The sequence below is a fragment of the Micromonospora sp. NPDC005203 genome (assembly GCF_042872705.1).
Lineage (GTDB): Bacteria > Actinomycetota > Actinomycetes > Mycobacteriales > Micromonosporaceae > Micromonospora.
Genome location: NZ_JBIAKV010000014.1, coordinates 37,036 through 60,915, shown reverse-complemented (window position 1 = coordinate 60,915; position 23,880 = coordinate 37,036). Strand labels below are relative to the sequence as shown.

The following is a 23,880-nucleotide window of genomic DNA, read 5'->3' as shown; positions in this document are numbered from 1 at the left end:
TCACATCGACGCGGCCGCGCGGCGTCCCTACTCCGGGACGCGGCGGTAGGCACCGTCGCTGGCCGAGGTGGCCATCGAGGCGTACGCGCGCAGCGCCGCCGACACCGGCCGCTGCCGATTGACCGGGGTGTACGGCTTGTCGCGCTTCTCCTCGGCCACCCGTCGCGCCTCCAGCTCGTCGGCTGGCACGTTCAGCTCGATGGACCGGCCCGGGATGTCGATGACGATCTCGTCGCCCTCGCGGACCAGGGCGATCAGCCCGCCGGAGGCCGCCTCGGGGGAGGCGTGGCCGATGGAGAGCCCGGAGGTGCCGCCGGAGAAGCGGCCGTCGGTGAGCAGCGCGCAGGACCGGCCCAGCCCGCGGCCCTTCAGGAACGAGGTGGGGTAGAGCATCTCCTGCATGCCCGGCCCGCCCCGGGGGCCTTCGTACCGGATCACCACGACGTCGCCCGCGACGATCTCCTTGGCGAGGATCGCGGTCACCGCGTCGTCCTGCGACTCGTAGACCTTCGCCGGGCCACGGAAGGTCAGGCAGTCGTCCGGCACGCCGGCGGTCTTCACCACGCAGCCCTCCGGGGCCAGGTTGCCGTGCAGGATGGCCAGGCCGCCGTCGGCGGAGTAGGCGTGCTCGCGGTCCCGGATGCAGCCACCGGCCGCGTCGGTGTCCAACGACGACCACCTGTTGGTGGTGGAGAACGGCTCGACGGTACGCACACCACCGGGCGCCGCGTGGAACAGCTCGACCGCCGTCGGGGTCGGGGAGCCGCCGCGCACGTCCCAGTCGGTCAGCCACTGGGCCAACGAGGGGGAGTGCACGGCGTGCACGTCCCGGTTGAGCTGCCCGGCCCGGTCCAGCTCGCCGAGGAGCGCGGGGATGCCACCGGCCCGGTGCACGTCCTCCATGTGGTAATTCGGCGAGTTGGGCGCGACCTTCGCCAGGCAGGGCACCCGCCGGGAGATGGCGTCGATGTCGGTGACGCCGAAGTCGAGCTCGGCTTCGCGGGCCGCGGCGAGCAGGTGCAGCACCGTGTTGGTGGAGCCGCCCATCGCCACGTCCAGGGCGACCGCGTTCTCGAAGGCGGCCCTGGAGGCGACCGTGCGGGGCAGCACCGAGTCGTCGTCGCCGTCGTACCACCGCTTGGAGATCTCCACGACGGTGCGGCCGGCCTCGACGAAGAGGGACCGGCGCGCGGCGTGGGTGGCCAGCGTCGAGCCGTTGCCGGGCAGTGCCAGCCCGATCGCCTCGGTGAGGCAGTTCATCGAGTTGGCGGTGAACATGCCGGAGCACGAGCCGCAGGTCGGGCAGGCGGAGCGTTCGATCTCGCCGAGCTGCTCGTCGGTGACCGAGTCGTTCGAGGAGGCGATCATCGCGTCGATCAGGTCGATCTTGCTGTGCACGACGCCCTCGATCGCCATCGTCTTGCCGGCCTCCATCGGGCCACCGGAGACGAAGACGGTCGGGATGTTGAGCCGCAGCGCGGCCAGCAGCATCCCGGGAGTGATCTTGTCGCAGTTGGAGATGCAGACCAGGGCGTCCGCGCAGTGCGCGTTGACCATGTACTCCACCGCGTCGGCGATCAACTCGCGGCTGGGCAGCGAGTAGAGCATGCCGCCGTGACCCATCGCGATGCCGTCGTCGACCGCGATGGTGTTGAACTCCCGGCCCACGCCGCCGGCCTCGGCGATCGCGTCGGCGACCAGGCCACCCATGTCCTTGAGATGAACGTGACCAGGCACGAACTGGGTGAAACTGTTGGCGATGGCGACGATCGGCTTGCCGAAATCGTCGTCGGTCATCCCGGTGGCCCGCCAGAGGGCCCGGGCGCCGGCCATCGTCCGACCGTGTGTGGAGGTCCTCGACCGCAGCTCAGGCATACGTACCAGCATGCCACCGTCGCCGCGCCGACCCTCCCGCGTATGCGCCGTGTCCCAACAGATGCACACCCAGCCCCCCACGGCGTGCGTGGATCCGGCACTCTTTAAGGCGTGCAACTCCCCCCGGGCATGGTCGCTGTCGCGGGGCTCAGCGGGCTCGTCGCCGCTGCGGCCACCGTGCTGCTGACCCTGGTCGCCCGGCTGCGCACCGGGCCGCGTCGACCGGCACACGTGCTGCTCGCGGCGGGGGCCGGGGTCGCCCTGCTCAGCCTGCTGGCCGGGGTGGTCGCCGCGCTCAACGCGAACCACCACTGGACCCACGAGCAGGGGCAGCGCACGGGCTGGGCGACCGCGGTGGCGATCGGCACGGCGGTGAGTGGGCTGGCCTTCGCCGCCGGGCTGCTCCGGCTGCCGGGGGTGGCCGCCACCGCTGCGGGCACGGCCCGGCTCGCCCTGGACGGGCTGGTGATGGCGGCGGCGCTGTGGTTCGTCGGCTGGGTGCTCTTCTCCGAGCCCACCCGGCTGCTCGGCGACGCCACCCCGACGGCCTGCCCGGCGATCCTGGTGGTCACGGTGAGTGCCGCGCTCGGCGCCGGGCTCGCCGTGATCGTCATCTTCCGGGCCGCCGCACCCCGTCGACGGCTCGCCACGCTGGGCGTCGGCATCAGTGCGGTCAGCTGCGGCGGGATGGGTCTCAGCGCCGGGCTCTGCCAGACCGGGCCGACCATGGCGTTGACCGGCGCTGCGGTGCTCGCCGCCGGTCTGCTGACCGTCGCGCTCGCCGTGCACCGGGCCGACCGGCCGGGGCAGGTCGAGGTGGATCTGATCGGTCGCGACGGCGAGTACGCGATCGCCCCGATGGTCGCGATGGCCGCCTCGGCGATGTACCACCTCGCCCAGAACGGCCGGTTCACCGCCGCCGGCATCGTGGCCGGCAGCGTGGAGGGCTTCGCCCTGGTGGCGCGGCAATACCTCACCCTGCGCGACGTCCGGGGGTACGCGGGCCGCCTGGCCGAGCGGGAGGCGCACTTCCGCGAGCTGGCGCACACCGACCCGCTGACGTCGTTGGCCAACCGGCGCGGGCTGCTGCGCGCACTGCACGACAGCGCCGCGGCGGGCACTCCGTGCGTGCTGCTCGGTCTCGACCTGGACGGCTTCAAGAACGTCAACGACATGCGCGGCCACGACGTGGGTGACGCTGTGCTGGCCGAGGTCGGGCGGCGGCTGCGAAACAACCTGCGCCCCGGCGACGTGGCCGCCCGGTTGGGTGGCGACGAGTTCGCCGTCCTCATGCAGGGCCGCCCGGCCGAGGCCGACCGTGTCGCCGAGCGGTTGCTCGGGGTGGTCAACCGGCCGTACGACGAGCCGGAGGGGCCAATCTTCCTCTCGGTGAGCATCGGGGTGGCCGGGTGGGCCGGCGAGCCGGACGTGGAGCTGCTGTTGCGCCACGCCGACCTCGCACTGCGCTACGCCAAGCAGCGCGGCAAGAACCGGATCGAACGCTACGACGCCGCGTACGACAAGCTGCTGCGCCGGCGGACGACGGTGGAGCACGAGCTGCGCGGCGCCATCGATCGTGACGAGCTGCGGTTGGCCTTCCAGCCGGTGGCGTCGCTGCCGTCGGTGCGGCCGGTCGGCGCCGAGGCGCTGTTGCGGTGGCACCACCCCGAGCTGGGCAACGTCGGCCCGGACGAGTTCATCCCGCTCGCCGAGGAGTGCGGCATGATCGCCCCGCTGGGTGCGTGGGTGCTGCACCAGGCCTGCTACCAACTGTCCCGTTGGCTGGCGGACGGCCACGACGTCTGGGTGTCGGTGAACGTCTCTCCGCGCGAGCTGCACGCCCCGGAGTACGTGGTCCAGGTCGCCGAGGCGCTACGCGCCCACCACGTGCCGCCGCAGCGGTTGGTGCTGGAGGTCACCGAGCACGCCGTCGCCACCGACCTGGACGAGCTGATCCGGCGGCTGACCGCTCTGCGGCTGACAGGTGTCCGGATCGCGCTCGACGACTTCGGGGCCGGCTACTCGTCACTGGGGCAGCTGCGCCGGCTGCCGATCGACATTCTGAAGATCGACCACAGTCTGGTGGCCGAGCACGAGCCGGTCCGGCCGGTCGGTCGGGACGGTCCGGCGTTCGCCCCGATGGTCGACATCGTCATGCGACTGGGCCACCAGTTGGGCCTGGAGGTGATCGCCGAGGGGGTGACCACGCCTACCGAGCTGGCCGCGGTGGTGGCCGCCGGCTGCCGCTTCGGCCAGGGCGCGCTCTTCGGCTGGGGGGTGCCGGCCGAGCACCTGGAGGCGATGCTGGAGGCGGCCACCTCACCGGGTGCACGGCCCACGCCGGTGCCCCCGCCACGCCGGGTTCCGGGCGGTCACGCGCAGGTCAACCCGGCTGCCGATGGCGAGTCGCCGGGCGACTCGCCGACGTCCGTTGACCAACATGTGGGAGCAGTTGACTCATCGCGTGAGATGCGTCAGGCTTAGCCGCATGTCGTCGTACCGGTCGCTGCGAGTACTTACCTGAGCGCACTCTCCCCATTGAGAGTGCGCTGGCCCCGTGCATCTGCACGAGGGCCGTTTTTATTGCCATCGGAACCTGGCGAGGCGGGCCCCGCCCGCGTCGCATCGCTTGACTAGCCACCAGCCACTCCAGCCGAAGGCCAGAACCGTCATGACGAGACCCACGCCCGAGACACTCGCCCACTCCGCCCGCCGGGCCCGTGCGGCCGTCGACCCGACCGCCGACGTCGACCCGGCCGCCGCGCGTTCCGCGGCCACCCCGGCCGTTCCGGCGGTACGGCCCTCCGCGCCGGCCCAGGTCACCGGGGCCGGTTCGCTCGTGCGGTCCCTCGAGGCGCTCGAGGTCGACGTCGTCTTCGGCATCCCGGGCGGCGCGATCCTGCCGGCGTACGACCCGCTCTACGACTCCAGCGTCCGGCACATCCTGGTGCGCCACGAGCAGGGCGCGGGGCACGCGGCGACCGGGTATGCGCAGGCCACCGGCAAGGTCGGCGTGTGCATCGCCACCTCCGGCCCGGGTGCGACGAACCTGGTCACCCCGATCGCGGACGCCTACATGGATTCGGTGGCAATGGTCGCGATCACCGGGCAGGTGGCCCGCCCGTCGATCGGCACCGACGCCTTCCAGGAGGCGGACATCCAGGGCATCACCCTGCCGATCACCAAGCACAACTTCCTCGTGCAGAACGCCGAGGAGATCCCCCAGGTGCTGGCCGAGGCGTTCCACCTGGCCAGCAGCGGCCGGCCCGGCCCGGTGCTCGTCGACATCCCCAAGGACGTGCTCCAGGCGCAGACCACCTTCGCCTGGCCGCCCACCCTGGACCTGCCCGGCTACCGGCCGACCCTGCACCCGCACGGCAAGCAGATCCGGGAGGCGGCGCGGCTGATGGCCGCCGCCCGCCGGCCGGTGCTCTACGTCGGTGGCGGTGTCCTCAAGGCCGGCGCCACGGACGGGCTGCGCCGACTGGCCGAGCTGACCGGCATCCCGGTGGTCACCACGCTGATGGCGCTCGGCGCGTTCCCCGACTCGCATCAGCAACACCTGGGCATGCCCGGCATGCACGGCACCGTCGCGGCGGTCTACGGCCTGCAGAAGGCGGATCTGATCGTCGCGCTCGGCGCGCGGTTCGACGACCGGGTCACCGGCAAGCTCGACTCGTTCGCCCCGGACGCGACCGTGGTGCACGCGGACATCGACCCGGCGGAGATCGGCAAGAACCGGCACGTGGACGTGCCGATCGTCGGAGACGCCAAGCACGTCATCGACGAGCTGATCGCCGCGGTGACCGTCGAGCGGTCGGCGGGGCGGAGCACCGACCTGGGCGACTGGTGGACTCAGCTGGACGACCTGCGCAACCGCTACCCGCTGGGCTACGACGAGCCGGCGGACGGCACGCTGTCCCCGCAGTACGTGATCAAGCGACTGGGCGAGATCGTCGGCCCGGACGCGATCTTCGTGGCCGGGGTGGGCCAGCACCAGATGTGGGCGTCCCAGTTCATCTCCTACGAGAAGCCGTACACCTGGTTGAATTCCGGCGGTCTCGGCACGATGGGTTACGCGGTGCCGGCGGCGATGGGCGCCAAGGTCGGCAAGCCGGACACGGTGGTCTGGGCGGTGGACGGTGACGGCTGTTTCCAGATGACCAACCAGGAGTTGGCCACCTGCGCGTTGGAGGGCATTCCGGTCAAGATCGCCGTGATCAACAACGGCAATCTCGGCATGGTCCGGCAGTGGCAGACGCTGTTCTACAACGAGCGCTACTCCAACACCGACCTCGGCACCCACAAGCACCGCATTCCGGATTTCGTCAAGCTCGCAGAGGCGCTGGGCTGCATCGGGTTGCGCTGCGAGACCGCCGACGACGTGGACAAGACCATCGCCGCGGCCATGGAGATCAACGACGCTCCGGTCGTGATCGACTTCGTGGTCGGCAAGGACGCGATGGTCTGGCCGATGGTCGCTGCCGGCACCAGCAACGACGAGATCATGTTCGCCCGCGGCGTCCGCCCGGTCTTCGACGAGGATGACATTTGATGAGTGAGCGAAGCGAACGAATCATCAAGCTCAGTGTTGCGCATGGCCATGCCATGACCGAGCGGAACGAGGCCACGGCATGACGATGCACACCCTGTCCGTGCTCGTGGAGAACAAGCCCGGTGTGCTCGCCCGGGTCTCCGGCCTGTTCTCCCGGCGCGGGTTCAACATCGACAGTCTCGCCGTCGGTGAGACCGAGAACCCGGACGTCTCCCGGATCACCATCGTGGTCAACGCCGAGTCGTCTCCGCTGGAGCAGGTCACCAAGCAGCTCAACAAGCTGGTCAACGTGCTCAAGATCGTTGAGCTGGATCCGCAGGTCTCGGTCGCCCGGGAGTTGCTGCTGGTGAAGGTCCGCGCCGACCGGTCCGCCCGGTCCCAGGTGTTGGAGACCGTCAACCTGTTCCGCGCCCGGGTGGTCGACGTCGCCCCGGACACGCTGACCATCGAGGCCACCGGCACCCCGGACAAGCTCGACGCGCTACTCCGCGATCTTGAATCCTTCGGGATCAAGGAGATGGTCCAGTCCGGGCTGGTGGCGATCGGGCGCGGCTCGCGTTCGATCACCGTCGGTCCCGCGCTCCGGGCCGCCTGACCGCCACCGGTCGGCCCGGCCGGGCCGTCCCGAACCCATCCGCACAGCCACGACGGGCCGCCCCGGCCGTCGTACGAAAGGGAAGTTCTCATGAGCGTTGAGGTGTTCTACGACGACGATGCCGACCTCGGCCTGATCCAGGCCAAGAAGGTCGCGGTCATCGGTTACGGCAGCCAGGGCCACGCCCACGCGCTGTCGCTGCGGGACTCCGGCGTCGACGTGGTGATCGGTCTGCCGGAGGGCTCGAAGAGCCGGCCCAAGGCCGAGGAGCAGGGCTTCCGGGTCCTCACGCCGGCGCAGGCCTCCGCCGAGGCCGACGTGATCATGGTGCTCGCGCCGGACACCGCCCAGCGTTCGATCTACTCGGAGTCGATCGCCCCGAACCTCGCCGCGGGCAAGGCCATCTTCTTCGGCCACGGTTTCAACATCCGGTACGACCTGATCAAGCCGCCGGCCGACGTGGACGTGGCGATGGTCGCGCCGAAGGGCCCCGGCCACCTGGTCCGCCGCCAGTACGCCGACGGCAAGGGCGTGCCCTGTCTCGTCGCCGTCGAGCAGGACGCCAGCGGCAGCGCCTTCGCCCTCGCCCTCGCGTACGCCAAGGGGATCGGCGGCACCCGCGCCGGCGCGATCAAGACCACCTTCACCGAGGAGACCGAGACCGACCTCTTCGGCGAGCAGGCGGTGCTCTGCGGCGGTGCCTCGGCGCTGGTGCAGACCGGTTTCGAGGTGCTCACCGAGGCGGGCTACGCCCCGGAGGTCGCCTACTTCGAGTGCCTGCACGAGCTGAAGCTGATCGTCGACCTGATGTACGAGGGTGGCATCGCGAAGATGCGCTACAGCATCTCCGACACCGCCGAGTACGGCGACCTCTCCCGCGGCTCGCGCATCATCGACTCCCGGGTCAAGGACGAGATGCGCAAGATCCTTGGTGAGATCCAGTCCGGCGAGTTCGCCCGCGAGTGGGTCGCCGAGGACGAGGCCGGCCGGCCCAACTTCACCAAGTGGCAGGCCGAGGGTGCGGCGCACCCGATCGAGGAGACCGGCAAGAAGCTGCGCGGCATGATGAGCTGGGTCGACCGCCCGATCACCGAGACCGCCTGACGCGTACGACCAGGAACGGTCCACCAGCGGCCGGCGATCCAGCGCTCTTCTCAGCGCGGGTCGCCGGCCGCTGGCCGTGATGCTCCGCGGCAGCGGATCCCGATCGCCTCGGCTGTCCGTCGGGACATGACGCCGCGCCGGATTTTCACCTGTTGGGACCGGGTGACCAACGCCTCGGCCAGCTCCGGGCCGAACCGCGCGGGATCGACGCGGGTCAGCTGTCGCAGCAGCGTGCGGCGCACGGCGAGCACCAAGGCGGCGTCCTCCGGAGGGCTGTGCCGCCGGTCGTCGTGCACCGGAGCAAACGTGTCGGTGTGGTGAACGGCCGATGTCCGTCGCTCGACCGCGCGTGTGAGGGCACTCACCCCGAAGACCGGAACACGCCGACCAGCCAGGCCCCTACGATCGCCTGTAGGTGCAGCAGCCGGCACCTGACGGCCACGGCACGGATCAGCGCAGGGCGCAGTGCTGCGCCCGGCCGCCCGCGCCGATCGCAAACACGACCTCTACGAGGACCGATGAATCCTGTCGTACTGATCGCCGAAGAACTCGCCCCCGCCGCCATCGAGGTGCTCGCCCACGACTTCGACGTCCGGCACGTCGACGGCACCGACCGTCCGGCCCTGCTCTCGGCGCTCTCCGAGGCCGACGCCGTCATCGTGCGTAGCGCGACCCAGATCGACGCGGAGGCGGTCGCCGCCGCACCGCGACTCAAGGTGGTTGCCCGGGCCGGTGTCGGGCTGGACAACGTCGAGGTGGCGGCCGCCACCGCGCGGGGCGTGATGGTCGTGAACGCGCCCACCTCCAACATCGTCTCCGCCGCCGAGCAGGCCGTCGCGCTGTTGCTCGCCGTCGCCCGGAACACCGCCAGCGCCAGCGCTGCGCTCAAGGCGGGGGAGTGGAAGCGGTCGAAGTACACGGGCGTCGAGGTGCAGGGCAAGACCGTCGGCGTGGTCGGGCTCGGTCGCATCGGCGTGCTCTTCGCGTCTCGCATCGCCGCGTTCGGCACCCGGCTGATCGCGTACGACCCGTACATCCAGCCGGCCCGTGCGGCGCAGCTCGGCGTCCGCCTGGTCGGGCTGGAGGAGCTGCTGCGGGAGAGCGACTTCATCTCCATCCACCTGCCGAAGACGCCGGAGACGGTCGGCCTGATCGGTGAGAAGGAGCTGGCGATCGTCAAGCCCGGCGTTCGCATCGTCAACGCCGCCCGTGGTGGCCTCGTCGACGAGCAGGCGCTCGCCAACGCCATCGCCGAGGGCCGGGTCGCCGGCGCCGGTGTCGACGTGTACAGCAAGGAGCCGTGCACCTCCTCGCCGCTGTTCGCCTTCGACAACGTGGTGGCCACCCCGCACCTGGGCGCCTCCACCAACGAGGCGCAGGACAAGGCCGGTCTCGCCGTGGCGAAGAGCGTCAAGCTCGCGTTGCAGGGCGAGTTCGTGCCGGACGCGGTGAACGTGCAGGCCGGCGGCGTGGTCGCCGAGGACGTGCGGCCACTGCTGCCGCTGGCCGAGAAGCTGGGCCGGGCGTTCACCGCTGTCGCCGGCGGCATCGCGGCCAGCGTCACCGTCGAGGTTCGCGGCGAGATCGTCGCGCACGACGTGTCGGTGCTGAAGCTCGCCGCGACGAAGGGCCTGTTCAGCTCGGTGGTCGAAGAGCAGGTCACCTACGTCAACGCGCCGCACCTGGCCGCGGAGCGGGGCGTCGAGGTCACCCTGGCGACCCTGGCCGAGACGGCCGAGCAGCCCACCCTGGTCACCGTACGCGGCGCGCTGCCGGACGGCCGGACGGTGAGTGTCTCCGGCACGGTCACCCACTCGGGTGCTCGTGACGTGCTCAAGCTGACCGAGGTGGACGGCTTCGACGTGGAGATCGGCGCGGAGGGCATCCTGCTCTTCCTGCGCTACGCCGACCGGCCCGGTGTCGTCGGCACGGTCGGTACCCTGCTCGGCGAGTCGGGCATCAACATCGCCGCCATGCAGGTGGCCCGGCGTGAGGCGGGTGGCGAGACGCTGATGACGCTCACCGTCGACCAGGCGCTCGGCGCCGACCTGCTCACCTCGGCCGCCGAGTCGATCGGCGCGACCGCGGCCAGCGCCGCTGATCTGCGCGACGAGTAGTAACCGAGACGCACCGTGGGGGCCTGGCGATTCGCCGGGCCCCCTCGTCATTTCCCAGGCCGTGTCGCCGGTCAGGTCAGCCGGGCAGTCGCGCCGGGGGCGGGTAGACCGAGCCGTCCTGCGGGTCGAAGAGCATCAGCCCGTGCTCGCCGGCCAGCCGCTCGATGTCCAGCAGCACCTGGTCCGCGCAGGTCGGGTGCAGGTTCAGCTCGACATGGTCGTGGGCGGCGTGCAGTGGTGCCACCGCCCACGGGCTGTTCGCGCCGGGGTGACGGTCCGGATAGGACGCGGTGATCGCCCGGTAGAAGCTGACCACCCGCGGATCCGGGTAACGGTCCACGTGTCGCCCCTGCCGGCAACCGTTGACCGCTGTCCGCACGTCCTCGGGCGTCGCCCCGGCCTCCAGGGCCCACACGCTCAGATCGAAACTCACGGCGGATAGCGTGCCATCCGCCGTTCACCATGTCGAAACTGCCTCGCCGCCGGTCAACCATCGGGTCCGGAGCATCCCGTCACGACGGTCCGGTGTAGAGACTCTTGCGTCGAGTTGCGTCGATTCGCTAGCGTACGTACTGCGGTCACTGGCCGAGTTCGAGGCGCCGGCCCGTCTTCGGGTGGCGCGGTCGGCATCCGGCGCGACCGGTCCGCACCCCTCGATTGTGCGAGCCACGCGCACTCGTCGCTGATCGGCCCCCACGATCGTTGCCGAGAGCGTGGGGGCCGATCGCAACACTCAGCGTCGGTGGGCGAAGAGCGCCTGATAGTGGGAGTTGCCCCGGAACCACGCCAGGCCGGTGGGGCCGGCGGCGTACAGCGCGGTGGCGTAGGCGTCGGCGATCGTCAGGTCCGGACCCACGACCGTGGCGGCGACGAGCTGGTCGGCCGGCTCGCCGGTGTGCGGGTCCACCACGTGCCCCTGTCGCCCGGTCACCCCGGAGGTGCCGACCGCGCCGGCGGTCATCTCCAACACCAGCGGTGCGCGCTCGGGTGCGGTGGGGTGGTGCACCGCGACCCGCCACGGCCCACCGTGCGGCGCGTGGCCGCGGACGACGAGGTCGGCTCCGGCCAGCACGGCGTAGTCGTGGATTCCCGCGGCCCGAAGCCGCTCGGCGACCCGTTCCACCGCCCAGCCACCGAGCAGGCCACCCGGGTCGAAGCCGCCGGGCACCGCCCAGGCGTCGAACCACCCGTCGGTGGCCGCGCGCATGGCCGCGCAGCGGTCCACCAGGTCGGCGAGCGGGGCGTACGAATCCGGGCTGATCTCACCCCGGCGCAGCCGGGAGACCAGGCTCTCCGGCCGGTTGGGGCCGTAGGTGAGGTCGATGGCGCGCAGCTCCGCGACGCTGTCCCGCAGAGCCTCGCCCACGCCCCGGCGGCCGAGCCACTCGGGCGCGTTGAGGAGGAGGGTGTATTCGGCGGTCGCGGTGCGGACGGTGTGCTGCACGGCGATCCGCCCCTCGGTGGCGCCGGCCGGGTCGATCCGCTGTCGGCGGCTGCCGAGGCGAAGGTCCGGTCGACGACTGCGGAATGCTGACGGGTCCGGCCAGCGGGTTCGCGGCTGCTCGTCGATGCGCATCGCATCTGCCCCCTCGCACTCGGTGCCGCGTCGTCGCGACCCGGCGGTCGGCCGGCCCCCGTGACCCGCTGACCACACCGTAGGCAGCGGACATGACCGCCTCATGAGTCCCAGCTGAGAGGCTGCTGTGCATCCCAATTTCTCACCTGTTGGACGCCGCGTACCGGGAGGCGGGACAGCGACGTACCGTTGCCGGGACGGACCCGTTGAGCAGAGGAGTGCGGTCGTGGCGCGGATCGCGGTGGTGGCCGGAGACGGCATCGGGCCCGAGGTGGTCGCGCAGGCCCGCAAGGTCCTCGACGCGGTGCTGCCAGGCGTGCAGGCCACCGAGTACGACCTCGGCGCGGCCCGCTGGCACCGTACCGGAGAGGTGCTGCCCGACTCGGTGCTGACCGAGTTGGCCGGGCACGACGCGATCCTGCTCGGCGCGGTCGGTGACCCGACGGTCCCGCCCGGTGTCCTGGAGCGGGGGCTGCTGCTCAAGCTCCGCTTCGCGTTCGACCAGTACGTCAACCTGCGCCCGTCCCGGCTCTGGCCCGGGGTCGCCGGCCCGCTCGGCAACGTCAAGCCGGGCGAGGTCGACCTCGTGGTGGTCCGCGAGGGCACCGAGGGCCTCTACGCCGGGGCCGGTGGCACGCTACACCGCGACACTCCCGCCGAGGTCGCCACGGAGGAGAGCCTGAACACCCGGCACGGCGTGGAGCGGGTGATCCGCGACGCGTTCGCCCGCGCCGCGCGCCGGGAGCGACGCAAGGTCACCCTGGTGCACAAGACCAACGTGCTCACCCACGCCGGGTCGCTCTGGTCGCGCACCTTCGACCTGGTCGCCGCCGAGCACCCGGACATCGCCACCGAATATCAGCACGTCGACGCCGCCGCGATGTTTCTGGTCACCCAGCCGCAGCGCTACGACGTGGTGGTCACCGACAACCTCTTCGGTGACATCCTCACCGACATCGCCGCCGCCGTCACCGGTGGGATCGGGCTGGCGGCAAGCGGCTGCATCAACCCCGAGGGGGCGTACCCCTCGATGTTCGAGCCGGTACACGGCTCGGCGCCGGACATCGCCGGGCGGGGCATCGCCGACCCGGTCGCCGCCGTGCTCTCCGCCGCACTGTTGCTGGAGCAGCTCGGGCACACCGAGTCCGCGGCTCGGGTCAACGCGGCGGTCGCCGCCGAGCTGGCCGCCCGCACTCCGGGCGTGGCGCTGCGGACCGAAGAGGTCGGGGATCGGCTCGCGGCCCACGCCGTAGCCTGACCGCCCCCGGCCCCAGCAGCGGCCGGCCCAGCTCTCGGCTCGGCCGGACCGTCCGTCTCGCCCGAGCGGCGCTACCCGCTGAACGGCCGTTCGGGTAAGTTTCTGGCACAGCCAATTCGGTGTGCGGTCCCGCATGCCGTTGTCCCGCAGGGAGGTCAGCCCGATGAGCGGTGGTGACATGCTCGACTTCGAGATCCGTCCGAATCCCGCGCCGGTATCCGCCGCCGACCGGGCCGCCCTGCTGGCCAACCCCGGGTTCGGCCGCGTCTTCACCGACCACATGGTCACCGTCCGCTACGCCGAGGGCAAGGGCTGGTACGACGCCCGGGTGGAGGCGCGGGGCCCGATCCCGATGGACCCGGCCAGCGCGGTGCTGCACTACGCGCAGGAGATCTTCGAGGGGCTGAAGGCGTACCGGACGGCCGACGGCGGCGTGACGATGTTCCGGCCGGACGCCAACGCGGCCCGGTTCGCCGCGTCGGCGCAGCGGATGGCGATGCCGGAGCTGCCGCCCGAGGTGTTCGTCGACTCGCTGCACAAGCTCATCGAGATCGACCAGGAGTGGATCCCCACCGGCGAGGACGGCAGCCTCTACCTGCGGCCGTTCATGTTCGCCAGCGAGGTCTTCCTCGGCGTCCGCCCGGCCAACGAATACCTCTACCTGGTGATCGCCTCACCTGTCGGCGCGTACTTCACCGGTGGGGTCAAGCCGGTCACCGTCTGGGTCTCGCCGGACTACACCCGGGCCGCGCCCGGCGGCACCGGCGCGGCCAAGTGCGGCGGCAACTACGCGACGTCGCTGGCAGCCCAGGCCGAGGCGATCGAGGCCGGCTGCGACCAGGTCGTCTTCCTGGACGCGGTGGAGCGCCGGTTCGTGGACGAGTTGGGCGGCATGAACGTCTTCTTCGTCTACGACGACAACTCGATCGTCACCCCGCCGCTGACCGGCACGATCCTGCCGGGCATCACCCGCGACGCGATCCTCACGCTGGCCGGTGCGGCCGGGCACGTGGTCGAGGAGCGACCGGTCAGCTTCGCCGACTGGCAGGCCGACGCGGCCAGCGGTCGCCTCCGGGAGGTGTTCGCCTGCGGCACCGCCGCGGTGGTCACCCCGATCGGCGGGGTCCGCTTCCCCGACGGTGAGTTCCTGGTCGGTGGCGGCGAGCCCGGCCGGGTCACCATGAGCATCCGCGAGCAGTTGGTGAACATCCAGCGCGGCAAGGCGGCCGACGAGTACGGCTGGGTGCAGCGGGTCCTCTGACCTCCGTGGCCGCGCCGGCCCGTCCCCGTCGGACTGGCCGGCGCAGTCGGCGGTCGTGGTCGGCCCCGGCGGGCTACGCCTCGGTCGGCTCGTCGAGCAGGTGGTCGCGGAGGGCGGCGAGCTGCTCGTCGGTCACCCCGGCGTGCCGCAGGTACGCCTCGACCGAGCCGTACCCCTCGCGTAGCTCGTCGAGGAAGAGCTGCATCGCCTCGGCGGGCGAGGCCAGAAACGGCGCCGGCACGGCCGGGCCAGTCGGGCTGGTGGTCGCCAGCCAGGCACTGAACCGGGCCGACGCCTCGCCGCTGAGCGCGTAGTCCGCGGTGATGTCCGTGTCGTCGACGCCGAGCACGGAGAGCGTCAGCGCACAGACGATGCCGGTGCGGTCCTTGCCGGCGACGCAGTGCACCACCGTCGGGGCGTTGGCGGAGTCGGCGATCAGCCCGACCGCCTCGGCCAGCCCGGCGGTGCCGGTCTGGGCCAGGTCGGCGTAGCGGTCCGCGAGATAACGGGCCAGGCTGGCGCCCTCCTGGTGCGGTGTGCTCGTCCAGTCGGCGTGCTCCGGGTGGATGTTGCGGTAGGTCAGCCCCTGGTATGCCGGCACCCGGCCGTCCCGCTGGACCTCGCTGGGCCGGCGCAGGTCGATCACGGTGCGGATCCCGATCGCGGCGAACGCGTCCCGGTCCTGCTCGGTGAGGCGGTGCAGCGAGTCGGATCGGAAGAGCCGGCCCCGGCGGACGGGTCGGTCGCCGTGGCCGAGGTGGCCGCCGACGTCGCGGAAGTTGAAGGTGGCGGGCAGCGAGGTCTGACGATTTTCGTCGATGGCGTCCACGCTCACACGGTAACGGCCGGTGGGACCACACCCCACCGGCCGTCGGGTCGAACAGTCAGCGGGCCGTGCCCGGTGGGAGGGCGCCGTACGTCTCGTCGTAGTAGCCGCCCAGCTGATCCCGGTAGCTCGGGTCGCTGTGGCTGCTCTCGTCGTACTCCGGGGCGGCCTTGATCTGGTCCCGGGTGCGGTCGACGGAGACGGTGCGCTGGCCGTGGTCGACCTGGTTGACGGTGCCGGCCGGCAGCATCACCTTCTTGCCGAAGATCCAGGGGCCGGTGTCCACCACCAGGTAGCTGCCGCCAACCTCGTGGCTGGCACTGTCGATCTTGCCGACGCCGCCGTCGCTGGCCTCGACCTTGTAGCCGACCAGGTCGGCGTCGGCCACCCCGGCCTGGTCCCGGTACCGCCAGGGGTCGAACGTGCCGGCTGGTGCGCCACCGGGCACGACGCCCTGGTCGCCACCGTGCAGCGGGTCCGGCCCGGCGTGCGTGGCGTGCGGATCGATCCTGTCCATGCCGTTCACTCCTGACTGTCACCGATCAGCTCATGTCCCGGCAGGAGCTACCCGGCCGCCGGGGGCCGGAAACGGCGACAGACCGCGGCACGGCGACGGGCCGAGGCCGCGGGGTGTGACGTCGACCCGTCGGGTCGTACCTGCTCAGGCCAGTGCGGCCTCGGCGCCCAGAGTGACCGCCGCGGCGTGCACGACGGCGGAGATCCGCAGGGCCTCGTGCAGTTGTTCCCGGGTGAAGCCGCTGCCGCGCAGCTTCTTCTCGTGCAGCTCCAGGCAGACCCCGCAGCCGGCGATGGCCGACACGGCGAGGCACCACAGCTCGAAGTCGCCCTTGTCCACCCCCGGCCTCGCGATGATCCGCATTCGCAGGCGGGCCGGCATCGATGCGTACTGGTCGTCGCCGATCAGGTGCTTGGCCCGGTAGTAGACGTTGTTCATCGCCATGATCGCCGCGGCGCCCTTGGCCGCCTCGACACCCTGCGGTCCGAGGTGGCCGAGGGCCTCGGCCACGATCTCCCGCAGCACCACCGGGTCGCGGGCGGTCACCGCGCAGGCCAGCGCGGTGCCCCAGCTCTGCGCCGGGGTCAACGCCGAGGTGCCGATGGTGACGCCCAGGTTGAGCGCGATGTCCTTGGCGTACTCCGGCAGGGCCGCCTTGATCGCGTCCAGGCCCATGGTCAGACCCCGATCTCCGTCGGGGGGGGGGGGGGGGGGGGCAACCGCCCCCCCCGGCCCCCCCCCCCCCCCCCCCCCCCGGGGGGGGGGGGGGGGGGGGGGGGGGGGGGGGTTTGGGGGTGTGGGGGCGCGCTCCGGGGGGGGGCGGCCGGTGGGGCCGCCGTGGGCGGGGGCCCCCCCCCCCCCCGCGGGGGGGGGGGGGCCCCCCCCCCCCCCCCCCCCGACGAGGACCAGACGCCACGTGCCCTCGTGGGACGTGTGGTCGATCGTCGTGGACGCGTTGTTGGCGCCCAGGGATACGCAGGTGGTGAGTCCGTGCTCAGGTAAGCGGTCACCGACGGTGAGCACAGGTCCTCCTTGCCGACGGCACGGTGGCCGTCACTGGATCCATCGCAGATGCTTCCGCATGGCTGTTTGCGCCGATGAGGGGCCTGATGGCTTGTGAAGCCGATCACGAGCGACGGTTCGGGGTGAACGAACGCTCAGTGACTTTCCCGCTATGTGGATTGGTCCTCCCAAAAATGGGTGCGGGATGGCAGAGTGGCCATCGTGACCAGCACCGCCCTGATTATTGCGACCTAGCGCGCCGGCTCTCCCCTCCGCCGAGCGCGCAGACCTCCCGCACCCGCGGGAGGTCTTTTTGTTGCTCCGAGAAAGGATCCTGATGACGTTCCAGGTCTTCGACACGACCTTGCGCGACGGCGCCCAGCGCGAGGGGCTCACCTACTCGGTGGTCGACAAGCTGGCGGTGGCCCGGCTGCTCGACGAGTTCGGCGTCGGCTTCATCGAGGGCGGCTGGCCGGGCGCGGTACCCAAGGACACCGAGTTCTTCCGTCGGGCGCGCACGGAGTTGGACCTGCGGCACGCCGTGCTTGTCGCGTTCGGCGCGACCCGCAAGGCCGGTGTCGCGGTCGCCGACGACCCCCAGGTGCGGGCACTGCTGGACGCACAGACCCCGGCGGTGGCGCTCGTCGCCAAGGCCGACAGCCGGCACGTCGAGCGGGCGCTGCGCACCACCGGCGCGGAGAACCTGGCGATGATCCACGACACCGTCAGCCACCTCGTCCGCGAGGGCCGGAGAGTCTTCGTCGACGGCGAGCACTTCTTCGACGGCTACCGGCACGACCCCGCGTACGGCGCGGCGGTGGTGCAGACCGCGTTGGCCGCCGGCGCCGAGCGGATGGTGCTCTGCGACACCAACGGCGGCATGCTGCCGTCCCAGGTGACCGCCGTGATCGGCGACCTGATTGACCGGCTGGGGATCGACGCCGGGCTGCTCGGCATGCACGCCCAGAACGACACCTCCTGCGCGGTGGCGAACACGATCGCCGCCGTGGAGGCGGGTGTGCGCCACGTCCAGGGCACCGCCAACGGGTACGGCGAACGCCCCGGCAACGCCGACATCTTCGCGGTCGTCGCCAACCTCCAACTCAAGCTGGGCATGCCGGTCCTACCGGAGGGCTGCCTGGCGCAGATGGTGCGGGTCTCGCACGCCATCGCCGAGATCGCCAACATCGCCCCCGACACCCACCAGGCGTACGCCGGGGCCGCCGCCTTCGCCCACAAGGCGGGGCTGCACGCGAGCGCGATCAAGGTCGACCCGTTGCTCTACAACCACGTGGACCCGTCGGTGGTGGGCAACGACATGCGGATCCTGATCACCGAGATGGCCGGCCGGGCCAGTGTCGAGCTGAAGAGTCGTGAGCTCGGTCTGGACCTGGCCGGCAGTCCGGAGGCGCTGACCCGGGTCACCAAGCGGGTCAAGGAGTTGGAGGCCGGCGGCTGGTCCTTCGAGGCCGCGGACGCCTCCTTCGAGCTGCTGGTCCGCTCCGAGCTGCCCGAAGGGGGCCCGGCGCGACCGTTCACCCTGGAGTCGTACCGGGTGCTCGTCGAACACCGTGAGGACGGCTCGGTGGTCTCCGAGGCGACCGTCAAGATCCGGGTACGCGGGGAGCGAGTGATCGCCACCGCCGAGGGCAACGGCCCGGTCAACGCGCTCGACGAGGCGCTGCGGGTGGGGCTGGCCAAGCACTACCCGCAGCTGCGCGGCTTCGAGCTGGCCGACTACAAGGTGCGCATCCTGGAGGGCAGCCACGGCACCGGCGCGGTGACCCGGGTGCTGCTGGAGACCGCCGACGGCACCGGCCGGGACTGGACCACGGTGGGCGTACACCCCAACGTGGTCGAGGCCAGCTGGCACGCCCTGATCGACGCCCTCACCTACGGCCTGGCACCCGCCTCGGTCTGACCCGGCGGCAGGATCACTCTGGGAGGGTGAGCGTGGCCAGGACCGGGCGGTGGTCGCTGCCGGGGAGGGTCAGCACCCGCACCGACCGGACCGCGATGCGACGGTCGACGAGAACGTGGTCGATGGTGACCGGTGGGATGAGGTCACCGTCGTATGGCCCCCAGGTGCCGGTCAGGCCCTCGCCGGCGGCGTCGGCGGCGTCCACGTAACCGGTGCGCAGCAGGGCGCGCAGCGGACCGTGGTCGAGAGTGGCGTTGAAGTCGCCGGCAAGGATCCGCAGGGCGCCGTCCGGGCTGGCCGGAGGTTGGGCGGTCAGGTCGGCCCGCCAGTTGCCGACCTGGTCCAGCGCGTACGGGGCCGAGGGGTGGGCCGACTCGACCCGTACCGGGGGTGCGCCGGGGACGGCCACCGTCCCGTACGCCTGGGTGAAGCCCCACCCGTTGAGGTTGCGCCGGAGGCCGACGTCGGTCAGCGGCCACCGCGAGTAGAGCCCGGAGCCCGGCGTGCCGATCTCCGGGTTGAGCTGCCGGTGCGGCAGCAGCCGGTCGAGGCCGGCCTGATCCAGGGCGGCCCGCGCCTCCGGCGTGAACTCCTGCACGGTGAGCACGTCCACCCCGTGCCGCCGGACCAGCTCGACAAGCGTCCGGGCGTCGCCGGCGCCGGCGAGCAGGTTGGCGGTGAGCAGCCGCACGGTCGGCCCGGCCACCGCGGGTTGCGGGGAGGCCAGCGCCCGGGGTGCGACGACGCCGAGCAACGCCACCGCGGTCAGGGTCGCGACCGCCGCCGGCCACCAGCGCCGCAGGGCGAGTGCGAGGGCCAGTGGCAGCACGCTGAGACCCGCGACGTACGGCGTGAAGGCGAGCGCCTGCACCAGGGGACCCCGGTCCAGGCCGAGCAGTCGGACGGCGGCCCAGAGGGCGATCGGCGTGACCGTCAGCCAGCAGAGCACCGTGCCGAGCCGAGCGCTGCGGTGCCACCGCGCCGCGGGCAGAGGCGCGGGTGTCCCGTCGACGATCATGAAGCTGATCCTAGTGGGTGCGCCGAAAACCTTTCGTGAATGGTGGCGCGTTCACCTTTCACAATTATCTGACGGCTGATTGACAACTCGATAAAGTGAGATCAACTATTGACGGCCAGCTTTTTTCGGTGCTACGTTCCATCTGGTTCACACGACGCAACTCTGAGTAGTAATCCCAGCTCAGACGGGATGTAGATCGTTCAGAAATTAACCTCACCGGTTGTCAGTGGGTTAGGTTTCCCGCACCCCAGCGTCGTCATCCGCCTATTCATCGGCAATTATCCGTCCCGCCCCGCGGGTCGGCCGAATTCGCACGGTCACACAAGGGGGACCTGTCATGGAAACATCCTTCCGACGCAAGGCGGCAGCGGTCACGTTCGCTGTCCTGGCGCTCACTCTGGTCGGCGGGGGGATCGCCGTCGCCCAGCCGTCGGCGAAGGCGCCGCAGGCCGTCGCCAAGCCGGTCAATCGGGGCACGAACAGCCAGCCGCCGGTCACCGCCGAGTCCGCACGCTCGGCGAAGGCCGCGCTGAAGGCCGGCGGGGTCACCACGATGGCGGCCGCCAGTTGGTTCACCGTCGTCAACGCCAACGGCACCAAGGCGCGTGGCACCGGCACGGTGCTCAAGTACGGCGTCGGCGAATACGAGGTGCAGTTCGGCTACAACGTGTCGGCCGGCGCCTACCTGGCCACCATCTCCCGAGCCGACGCCTGCTGCATCCCGCCAGCCGGTGAGGTCGCGGTCGCCCGGCGGCTGAGTACGCCCAACGCGGTCTTCATCCAGACCCGCAACTCGGCGGGAGTACCGACCGACCTGGGCTTCACCCTGCTCACGCACACGCCCTGACCGAATCGACACCCGGCCCCCGCGCTCCTCTGCGCGGGGGCCGGGTGCTGATCACCCCCGCACCGCCCGACCGCAGCGGGCGGCCCGCCGCCGTGCTCGGGGTCCCGTGCAGCCCGGCCCTCCGTGCGCCGCTTGCCGCCGTGCTCGGGGTGATCGACTCGACTTCCAAGAGGTCGGGGTGTCCTGGATAGGTGGACACCCCGACTTGCGGAAAACCGAGTCGATCAGGCGCGAGCGCGGCGTCGATCAGCCGTTGTCGCGGTGCCTCGCGCCGATCGTCACGCTTGCGTGCGACTCATCCCCGTTCGGGCCACTCCGGGCCGGTCCGGGCCGCACAATCCGACGTTTGCCGAGCCCTCGCCCCGGGAAGCAAGCACCGTGACGGACATCTCGGACACCCTGGCCAGCATGCCCAGCTCGGTCGATCCCGAGCCGACCGGCGTCGAGCTGGAACAGACCCTCTTCGAGGTCAAACGCGTGATCGTCGGGCAGGATCGGCTCGTCCAACGCCTGCTCACCGCACTCATCGCCAACGGGCACTGCCTCCTGGAGGGCGTACCCGGGGTGGCCAAGACCCTGGCCGCGCAGACCCTCGCCACGGTCGTCGGCGGCACCTTCTCCCGGATCCAGTTCACCCCGGACCTGGTCCCCTCCGACATCGTCGGCACCCGGATCTACCGGGCCTCCAAGGAGACCTTCGACATCGAGCTGGGTCCGATCATGGCCAACCTGGTGCTGGCCGACGAGATCAACCGTGCCCCGGCCAAGGTGCAGTCGGCGCTGCTGGAGGCCATGGCCGAACGGCAGGTCTCCATCGGCGGGCGCAGCTGGCCGGTCCCGGAACCGTTCCTGGTGCTGGCCACGCAGAACCCGATCGAGTCCGAGGGGGTCTACCAACTCCCGGAGGCGCAGCGCGACAGGTTCCTGATGAAGGTGGTGGTCGACTACCCCAGCGACGCCGACGAGTTGGCCATCCTCTACCGGATGAGCACCGACCGGCCGGTCCCGCGCCCGGTGCTCGACGCGCAACGACTGCGGGACCTCCAGGTCCACGCCGAGCGGGTCTTCGTCCACCACGCGCTCGCCGAGTACGTGGTACGGCTGATCCTCGCCACCCGTGACCCGGGCCGCTTCGGGCTACCGGAGATCGCCCCGCTGTTGGCGTACGGCGCCAGCCCGCGGGCCACCCTGGGCCTGGTCGCCGCCGCCCGGGCACAGGCCCTGCTGCGGGGACGGGAGTACGTGCTGCCCGAGGACGTCCGTGAGCTGGCTGTCGACGTCCTCGCCCACCGGCTGGTGCTCTCCTTCGACGCGGTGGCCGACGGGGTGACGGCGGAGAGCCTGGTGCGGCGGCTGGTCGAGGCGGTGCCACCGCCCCGGCTGGCCAGCAGCCACCCACAGCAGACGCCGGATCTGGCGGCGGCATGAGACGAGCGAACGTCGCGCCGGCTGACCCCGGCCTGGCCGAGTTGGCCCCGGACCAGCGGGTCCGCCGCCTGGAACTGACCGTCACGCGCCGGCTCAACGGACTGCTGCACGGCCAGTACCGCGGCCTGCTGCCCGGGCCGGGCAGTGAACCCGCGGGCAGCCGCGAGTACCGACCGGGCGAGGACGAGGTCCGCCGGATGGACTGGGCGGTGACGGCCCGCACCGGCGTACCGCACGTCCGCCAGCTCGACGCCGACCGGGAACTGACCACCTGGCTGCTCGTCGACGGCAGCGCCAGCATGGAGTTCGGCACCGCCGAGCTGGACAAGCGGGAGTTGGCGGTGGCCGCGGTCGCGGCGGTCGGTTTCCTGACCGCGGGCGTCGGCAACCGCCTCGGCGCCCAGGTGCTGCGCGCCGACGGGGTACGCCGCTTCCCGGCCCGCAGCGGACGTACCCATCTGCTCACCCTGCTGCGCACGCTGCTCGCCGCCCCGCGACCCACCGCGCCCGTCGACCGGCCGGGGTGGAGGCCGCCGGACCTGGCCGACGGGCTCGACGCGCTGCACCGGATCGCCAACCGACGTGGTCTGGTCGTGGTGGTCTCCGACTTCCTCGACGGCCTGCCCGACGACCCCGCCCAGCCAGCGCCCTGGGAACGCACCCTGCGCCGGCTCGCCGTCCGGCACCAGGTGCTGGCGATCGAGGTCACCGACCCCCGTGAGCTGGAGCTGCCGGACGTCGGCCTGATCACGCTCATGGACCCGGAGAACGGCCGACGCCGCGAGGTGTGCACATCGGACCGCCGGCTGCGCGAACGGTACGCCGAGGCCGCCGCCGCCCAGCGCGACCAAATCCACCAGTCGTTGCGCCGCAGCGGCGCCACGCACCTGCCCCTGCGCACCGACGGGGACTGGAGCGCGGACATCGTCCGGCACGTGCACGCCCAGCGTCGACTGGCCACCGCGCCGGTCGCCCCGGCCCGGGGAGGTGTCGCGTGACCTGGCAGTCGCCGCTGCGACTCTGGCTGCTGCTCGGCGTACTCGCCCTCGTCGGCGCGTACCTGCTGATGCAGCGCGGGCGCAGCCGCTACGCCGTCCGCTTCACCAACCTGCGGTTGCTGGACCGGGTGGCGCCGGAGCGGCCCGCCTGGCGTCGGCACGTACCGGCCGGGCTCTTCCTGGCCATGCTTGCCCTGCTGGTCGTCGGGTTCGCCCGCCCCAGCGCCGAGGTCCAGGTGCCCCGGGAACGTGCCACGGTGATGGTGGCGGTGGACGTGTCCACGTCGATGCTCGCCACCGACGTGGAGCCGGACCGGTTGGCCGCGGCGAAGCAGGCGGCCCGGCGGTTCGTCGAGGGCCTGCCCGACGAGTTCAACGTGGGTCTCGTCGCGTTCGCCGGCAGCGCGGCCGTGCTGGTGCCGCCCGGCACCGACCGCGACGCCCTCGACGAGGGGATCGGCCGGCTCGCCGAGGGAATCACCGGCGTGCAGGGCACCGCGATCGGCGAGGCCATCAACACGTCCCTCGGCGCGGTCAAGAGCCTGGACAGCGAGGCCGCGAAGGAGACACCACCAGCCCGGATCATCCTGCTCTCCGACGGGGCCAACACCTCCGGAATGGACCCGATGGAAGCGGCCGCGGAGGCGGTGACGGCGGAGGTGCCGGTGCACGCCATCTCCTTCGGGACGCCGTCCGGGTTCGTCGACCGAGGCGGACGGCCCATCCAGGTGCCGGTCGACGGGCAGACCCTCAAGGAGGTCGCCGAGGAGACCGGCGGGATGTTCCACGAGGCCAGCACCACCGACGAGCTACGGGCCGTCTACGACGACATCGGCAGCTCGGTCGGTTACCGCACAGAGCGGCAGGACGTCTCGGCTCGGTTCATCGGCCTGGGACTGGTGTTCGCCATGGGCGCCGCCGCCGGATCGATGCGCTGGTTCTCCCGCCTGCCCTGACCGCCGTGCACCACCGCCACCGTGCA

Annotated in this window: 20 protein-coding genes; 12 read left to right on the top strand and 8 right to left on the bottom strand. The window is 71.7% G+C overall.

Annotation, left to right across the window (positions count from 1 at the left end; all coding sequences use genetic code 11):
- Positions 1-27: 27 nt before the first annotated feature.
- The gene (gene ilvD, locus ACFYPM_RS26040; protein ID WP_387201964.1) at positions 28-1,875 is read right to left on the bottom strand and encodes a dihydroxy-acid dehydratase; all 1,848 of its coding nucleotides are present in this window, start codon (positions 1,873-1,875) and stop codon (positions 28-30) included.
- 129 nt (positions 1,876-2,004) lie between these two features.
- Between ilvD and ACFYPM_RS26035 the strand changes: the two genes are divergently transcribed.
- The 4 genes from ACFYPM_RS26035 (at position 2,005) to ilvC (ending at position 8,129) form a co-directional block, all read left to right on the top strand.
- A complete protein-coding gene (locus ACFYPM_RS26035) occupies positions 2,005-4,359 on the top strand; it encodes a putative bifunctional diguanylate cyclase/phosphodiesterase (RefSeq protein ID WP_387202259.1) in 2,355 nt (784 codons plus the stop codon).
- Between the two features lie 187 nt (positions 4,360-4,546).
- Positions 4,547-6,430, top strand: a complete 1,884-nt coding sequence (locus ACFYPM_RS26030) for an acetolactate synthase large subunit (RefSeq protein WP_387201961.1) — start codon at positions 4,547-4,549, stop codon at positions 6,428-6,430.
- Between the two features lie 79 nt (positions 6,431-6,509).
- Positions 6,510-7,025, top strand: coding sequence for an acetolactate synthase small subunit (ilvN, locus tag ACFYPM_RS26025; RefSeq protein ID WP_387201958.1), 516 nt, complete (start codon positions 6,510-6,512; stop codon positions 7,023-7,025).
- A 90-nt stretch (positions 7,026-7,115) separates the two neighbouring features.
- Complete coding sequence (gene ilvC, locus ACFYPM_RS26020) at positions 7,116-8,129, top strand: ketol-acid reductoisomerase (RefSeq protein WP_387201956.1); 1,014 nt, start codon at positions 7,116-7,118, stop codon at positions 8,127-8,129.
- A 50-nt stretch (positions 8,130-8,179) separates the two neighbouring features.
- Here the strand turns inward: ilvC and ACFYPM_RS26015 are convergent, their stop codons facing one another.
- Positions 8,180-8,425 carry a hypothetical protein gene (locus tag ACFYPM_RS26015; protein WP_387201953.1) on the bottom strand — a complete coding sequence of 82 codons (246 nt, stop codon included), beginning with the start codon at positions 8,423-8,425 and terminating at the stop codon, positions 8,180-8,182.
- Positions 8,426-8,647: 222 nt separating this feature from the next.
- On the opposite strand from ACFYPM_RS26015, the gene serA reads away from it, so the two are divergent.
- Positions 8,648-10,246, top strand: coding sequence for a phosphoglycerate dehydrogenase (gene serA / locus ACFYPM_RS26010; protein ID WP_387201950.1), 1,599 nt, complete (start codon positions 8,648-8,650; stop codon positions 10,244-10,246).
- 76 nt (positions 10,247-10,322) lie between these two features.
- On the opposite strand, the gene ACFYPM_RS26005 is transcribed toward serA, so the two are convergent.
- Together ACFYPM_RS26005 and ACFYPM_RS26000 are read right to left on the bottom strand one after the other, a co-directional pair.
- Positions 10,323-10,679, bottom strand: coding sequence for a hypothetical protein (locus ACFYPM_RS26005; RefSeq protein WP_357250624.1), 357 nt, complete (start codon positions 10,677-10,679; stop codon positions 10,323-10,325).
- A 300-nt stretch (positions 10,680-10,979) separates the two neighbouring features.
- A complete protein-coding gene (locus ACFYPM_RS26000) occupies positions 10,980-11,822 on the bottom strand; it encodes an FAD:protein FMN transferase (protein WP_387201947.1) in 843 nt (280 codons plus the stop codon).
- Positions 11,823-12,048: 226 nt separating this feature from the next.
- Here ACFYPM_RS26000 and ACFYPM_RS25995 point away from each other — a divergent pair, with 226 nt between their 5' ends.
- Together ACFYPM_RS25995 and ACFYPM_RS25990 are read left to right on the top strand one after the other, a co-directional pair.
- Complete coding sequence (locus ACFYPM_RS25995; protein ID WP_357250618.1) at positions 12,049-13,080, top strand: 3-isopropylmalate dehydrogenase; 1,032 nt, start codon at positions 12,049-12,051, stop codon at positions 13,078-13,080.
- 163 nt (positions 13,081-13,243) lie between these two features.
- Entirely contained in the window at positions 13,244-14,341 is a 1,098-nt protein-coding gene (locus tag ACFYPM_RS25990) for a branched-chain amino acid aminotransferase (protein ID WP_387201943.1), read from the top strand.
- 73 nt (positions 14,342-14,414) lie between these two features.
- Here the strand turns inward: ACFYPM_RS25990 and ACFYPM_RS25985 are convergent, their stop codons facing one another.
- The 3 genes from ACFYPM_RS25985 to ACFYPM_RS25975 form a co-directional block, all read right to left on the bottom strand.
- A complete protein-coding gene (locus tag ACFYPM_RS25985; protein ID WP_387201940.1) occupies positions 14,415-15,170 on the bottom strand; it encodes a tyrosine-protein phosphatase in 756 nt (251 codons plus the stop codon).
- Between the two features lie 55 nt (positions 15,171-15,225).
- Positions 15,226-15,684, bottom strand: a complete 459-nt coding sequence (locus ACFYPM_RS25980) for a PRC-barrel domain containing protein (protein ID WP_387201938.1) — start codon at positions 15,682-15,684, stop codon at positions 15,226-15,228.
- A 144-nt stretch (positions 15,685-15,828) separates the two neighbouring features.
- Positions 15,829-16,359: a carboxymuconolactone decarboxylase family protein gene (locus ACFYPM_RS25975; RefSeq protein ID WP_387201935.1), complete on the bottom strand. Its 531-nt coding sequence runs from the start codon at positions 16,357-16,359 to the stop codon at positions 15,829-15,831.
- Between the two features lie 664 nt (positions 16,360-17,023).
- On the opposite strand from ACFYPM_RS25975, the gene cimA reads away from it, so the two are divergent.
- On the top strand, positions 17,024-18,607 hold the full coding sequence (cimA, locus tag ACFYPM_RS25970) for a citramalate synthase (protein WP_387201932.1): 1,584 nt from the start codon (positions 17,024-17,026) through the stop codon (positions 18,605-18,607).
- 13 nt (positions 18,608-18,620) lie between these two features.
- On the opposite strand, the gene ACFYPM_RS25965 is transcribed toward cimA, so the two are convergent.
- Positions 18,621-19,556 (bottom strand): endonuclease/exonuclease/phosphatase family protein, encoded by a 936-nt coding sequence (locus ACFYPM_RS25965; RefSeq protein ID WP_387202256.1) that lies wholly within the window; start codon positions 19,554-19,556, stop codon positions 18,621-18,623.
- 406 nt (positions 19,557-19,962) lie between these two features.
- On the opposite strand from ACFYPM_RS25965, the gene ACFYPM_RS25960 reads away from it, so the two are divergent.
- The 4 genes from ACFYPM_RS25960 (at position 19,963) to ACFYPM_RS25945 (ending at position 23,854) form a co-directional block, all read left to right on the top strand.
- Complete coding sequence (locus tag ACFYPM_RS25960) at positions 19,963-20,472, top strand: hypothetical protein (RefSeq protein ID WP_387201929.1); 510 nt, start codon at positions 19,963-19,965, stop codon at positions 20,470-20,472.
- 378 nt (positions 20,473-20,850) lie between these two features.
- A complete protein-coding gene (locus ACFYPM_RS25955) occupies positions 20,851-21,900 on the top strand; it encodes an AAA family ATPase (protein WP_387201926.1) in 1,050 nt (349 codons plus the stop codon).
- The gene (locus ACFYPM_RS25950) at positions 21,897-22,898 is read left to right on the top strand and encodes a DUF58 domain-containing protein (protein WP_387201923.1); all 1,002 of its coding nucleotides are present in this window, start codon (positions 21,897-21,899) and stop codon (positions 22,896-22,898) included. Before ACFYPM_RS25955 ends, ACFYPM_RS25950 begins: the two co-directional genes overlap by 4 nt.
- Positions 22,895-23,854, top strand: coding sequence for a VWA domain-containing protein (locus ACFYPM_RS25945; RefSeq protein WP_357250590.1), 960 nt, complete (start codon positions 22,895-22,897; stop codon positions 23,852-23,854). Before ACFYPM_RS25950 ends, ACFYPM_RS25945 begins: the two co-directional genes overlap by 4 nt.
- Positions 23,855-23,880 lie beyond the last annotated feature (26 nt).

Excerpts from the sequence above, each read along its gene's own strand:
- ACFYPM_RS25960 (WP_387201929.1), top strand. The coding sequence starts at position 19,963 with ATGGAAACATCCTTCCGACGCAAGGCGGCAGCGGTCACGTTCGCTGTC.
- ACFYPM_RS25980 (WP_387201938.1), bottom strand. The coding sequence starts at position 15,684 with ATGGACAGGATCGATCCGCACGCCACGCACGCCGGGCCGGACCCGCTG.
- ACFYPM_RS25950 (WP_387201923.1), top strand. The coding sequence starts at position 21,897 with ATGAGACGAGCGAACGTCGCGCCGGCTGACCCCGGCCTGGCCGAGTTG.
- ACFYPM_RS25990 (WP_387201943.1), top strand. The coding sequence starts at position 13,244 with ATGAGCGGTGGTGACATGCTCGACTTCGAGATCCGTCCGAATCCCGCG.
- ACFYPM_RS26000 (WP_387201947.1), bottom strand. The coding sequence starts at position 11,822 with ATGCGCATCGACGAGCAGCCGCGAACCCGCTGGCCGGACCCGTCAGCA.
- ilvD (WP_387201964.1), bottom strand. The coding sequence starts at position 1,875 with ATGCCTGAGCTGCGGTCGAGGACCTCCACACACGGTCGGACGATGGCC.
- ilvC (WP_387201956.1), top strand. The coding sequence starts at position 7,116 with ATGAGCGTTGAGGTGTTCTACGACGACGATGCCGACCTCGGCCTGATC.
- serA (WP_387201950.1), top strand. The coding sequence starts at position 8,648 with ATGAATCCTGTCGTACTGATCGCCGAAGAACTCGCCCCCGCCGCCATC.
- ACFYPM_RS26035 (WP_387202259.1), top strand. The coding sequence starts at position 2,005 with ATGGTCGCTGTCGCGGGGCTCAGCGGGCTCGTCGCCGCTGCGGCCACC.
- ilvN (WP_387201958.1), top strand. The coding sequence starts at position 6,510 with ATGACGATGCACACCCTGTCCGTGCTCGTGGAGAACAAGCCCGGTGTG.
- ACFYPM_RS25975 (WP_387201935.1), bottom strand. The coding sequence starts at position 16,359 with ATGGGCCTGGACGCGATCAAGGCGGCCCTGCCGGAGTACGCCAAGGAC.
- cimA (WP_387201932.1), top strand. The coding sequence starts at position 17,024 with ATGACGTTCCAGGTCTTCGACACGACCTTGCGCGACGGCGCCCAGCGC.
- ACFYPM_RS26030 (WP_387201961.1), top strand. The coding sequence starts at position 4,547 with ATGACGAGACCCACGCCCGAGACACTCGCCCACTCCGCCCGCCGGGCC.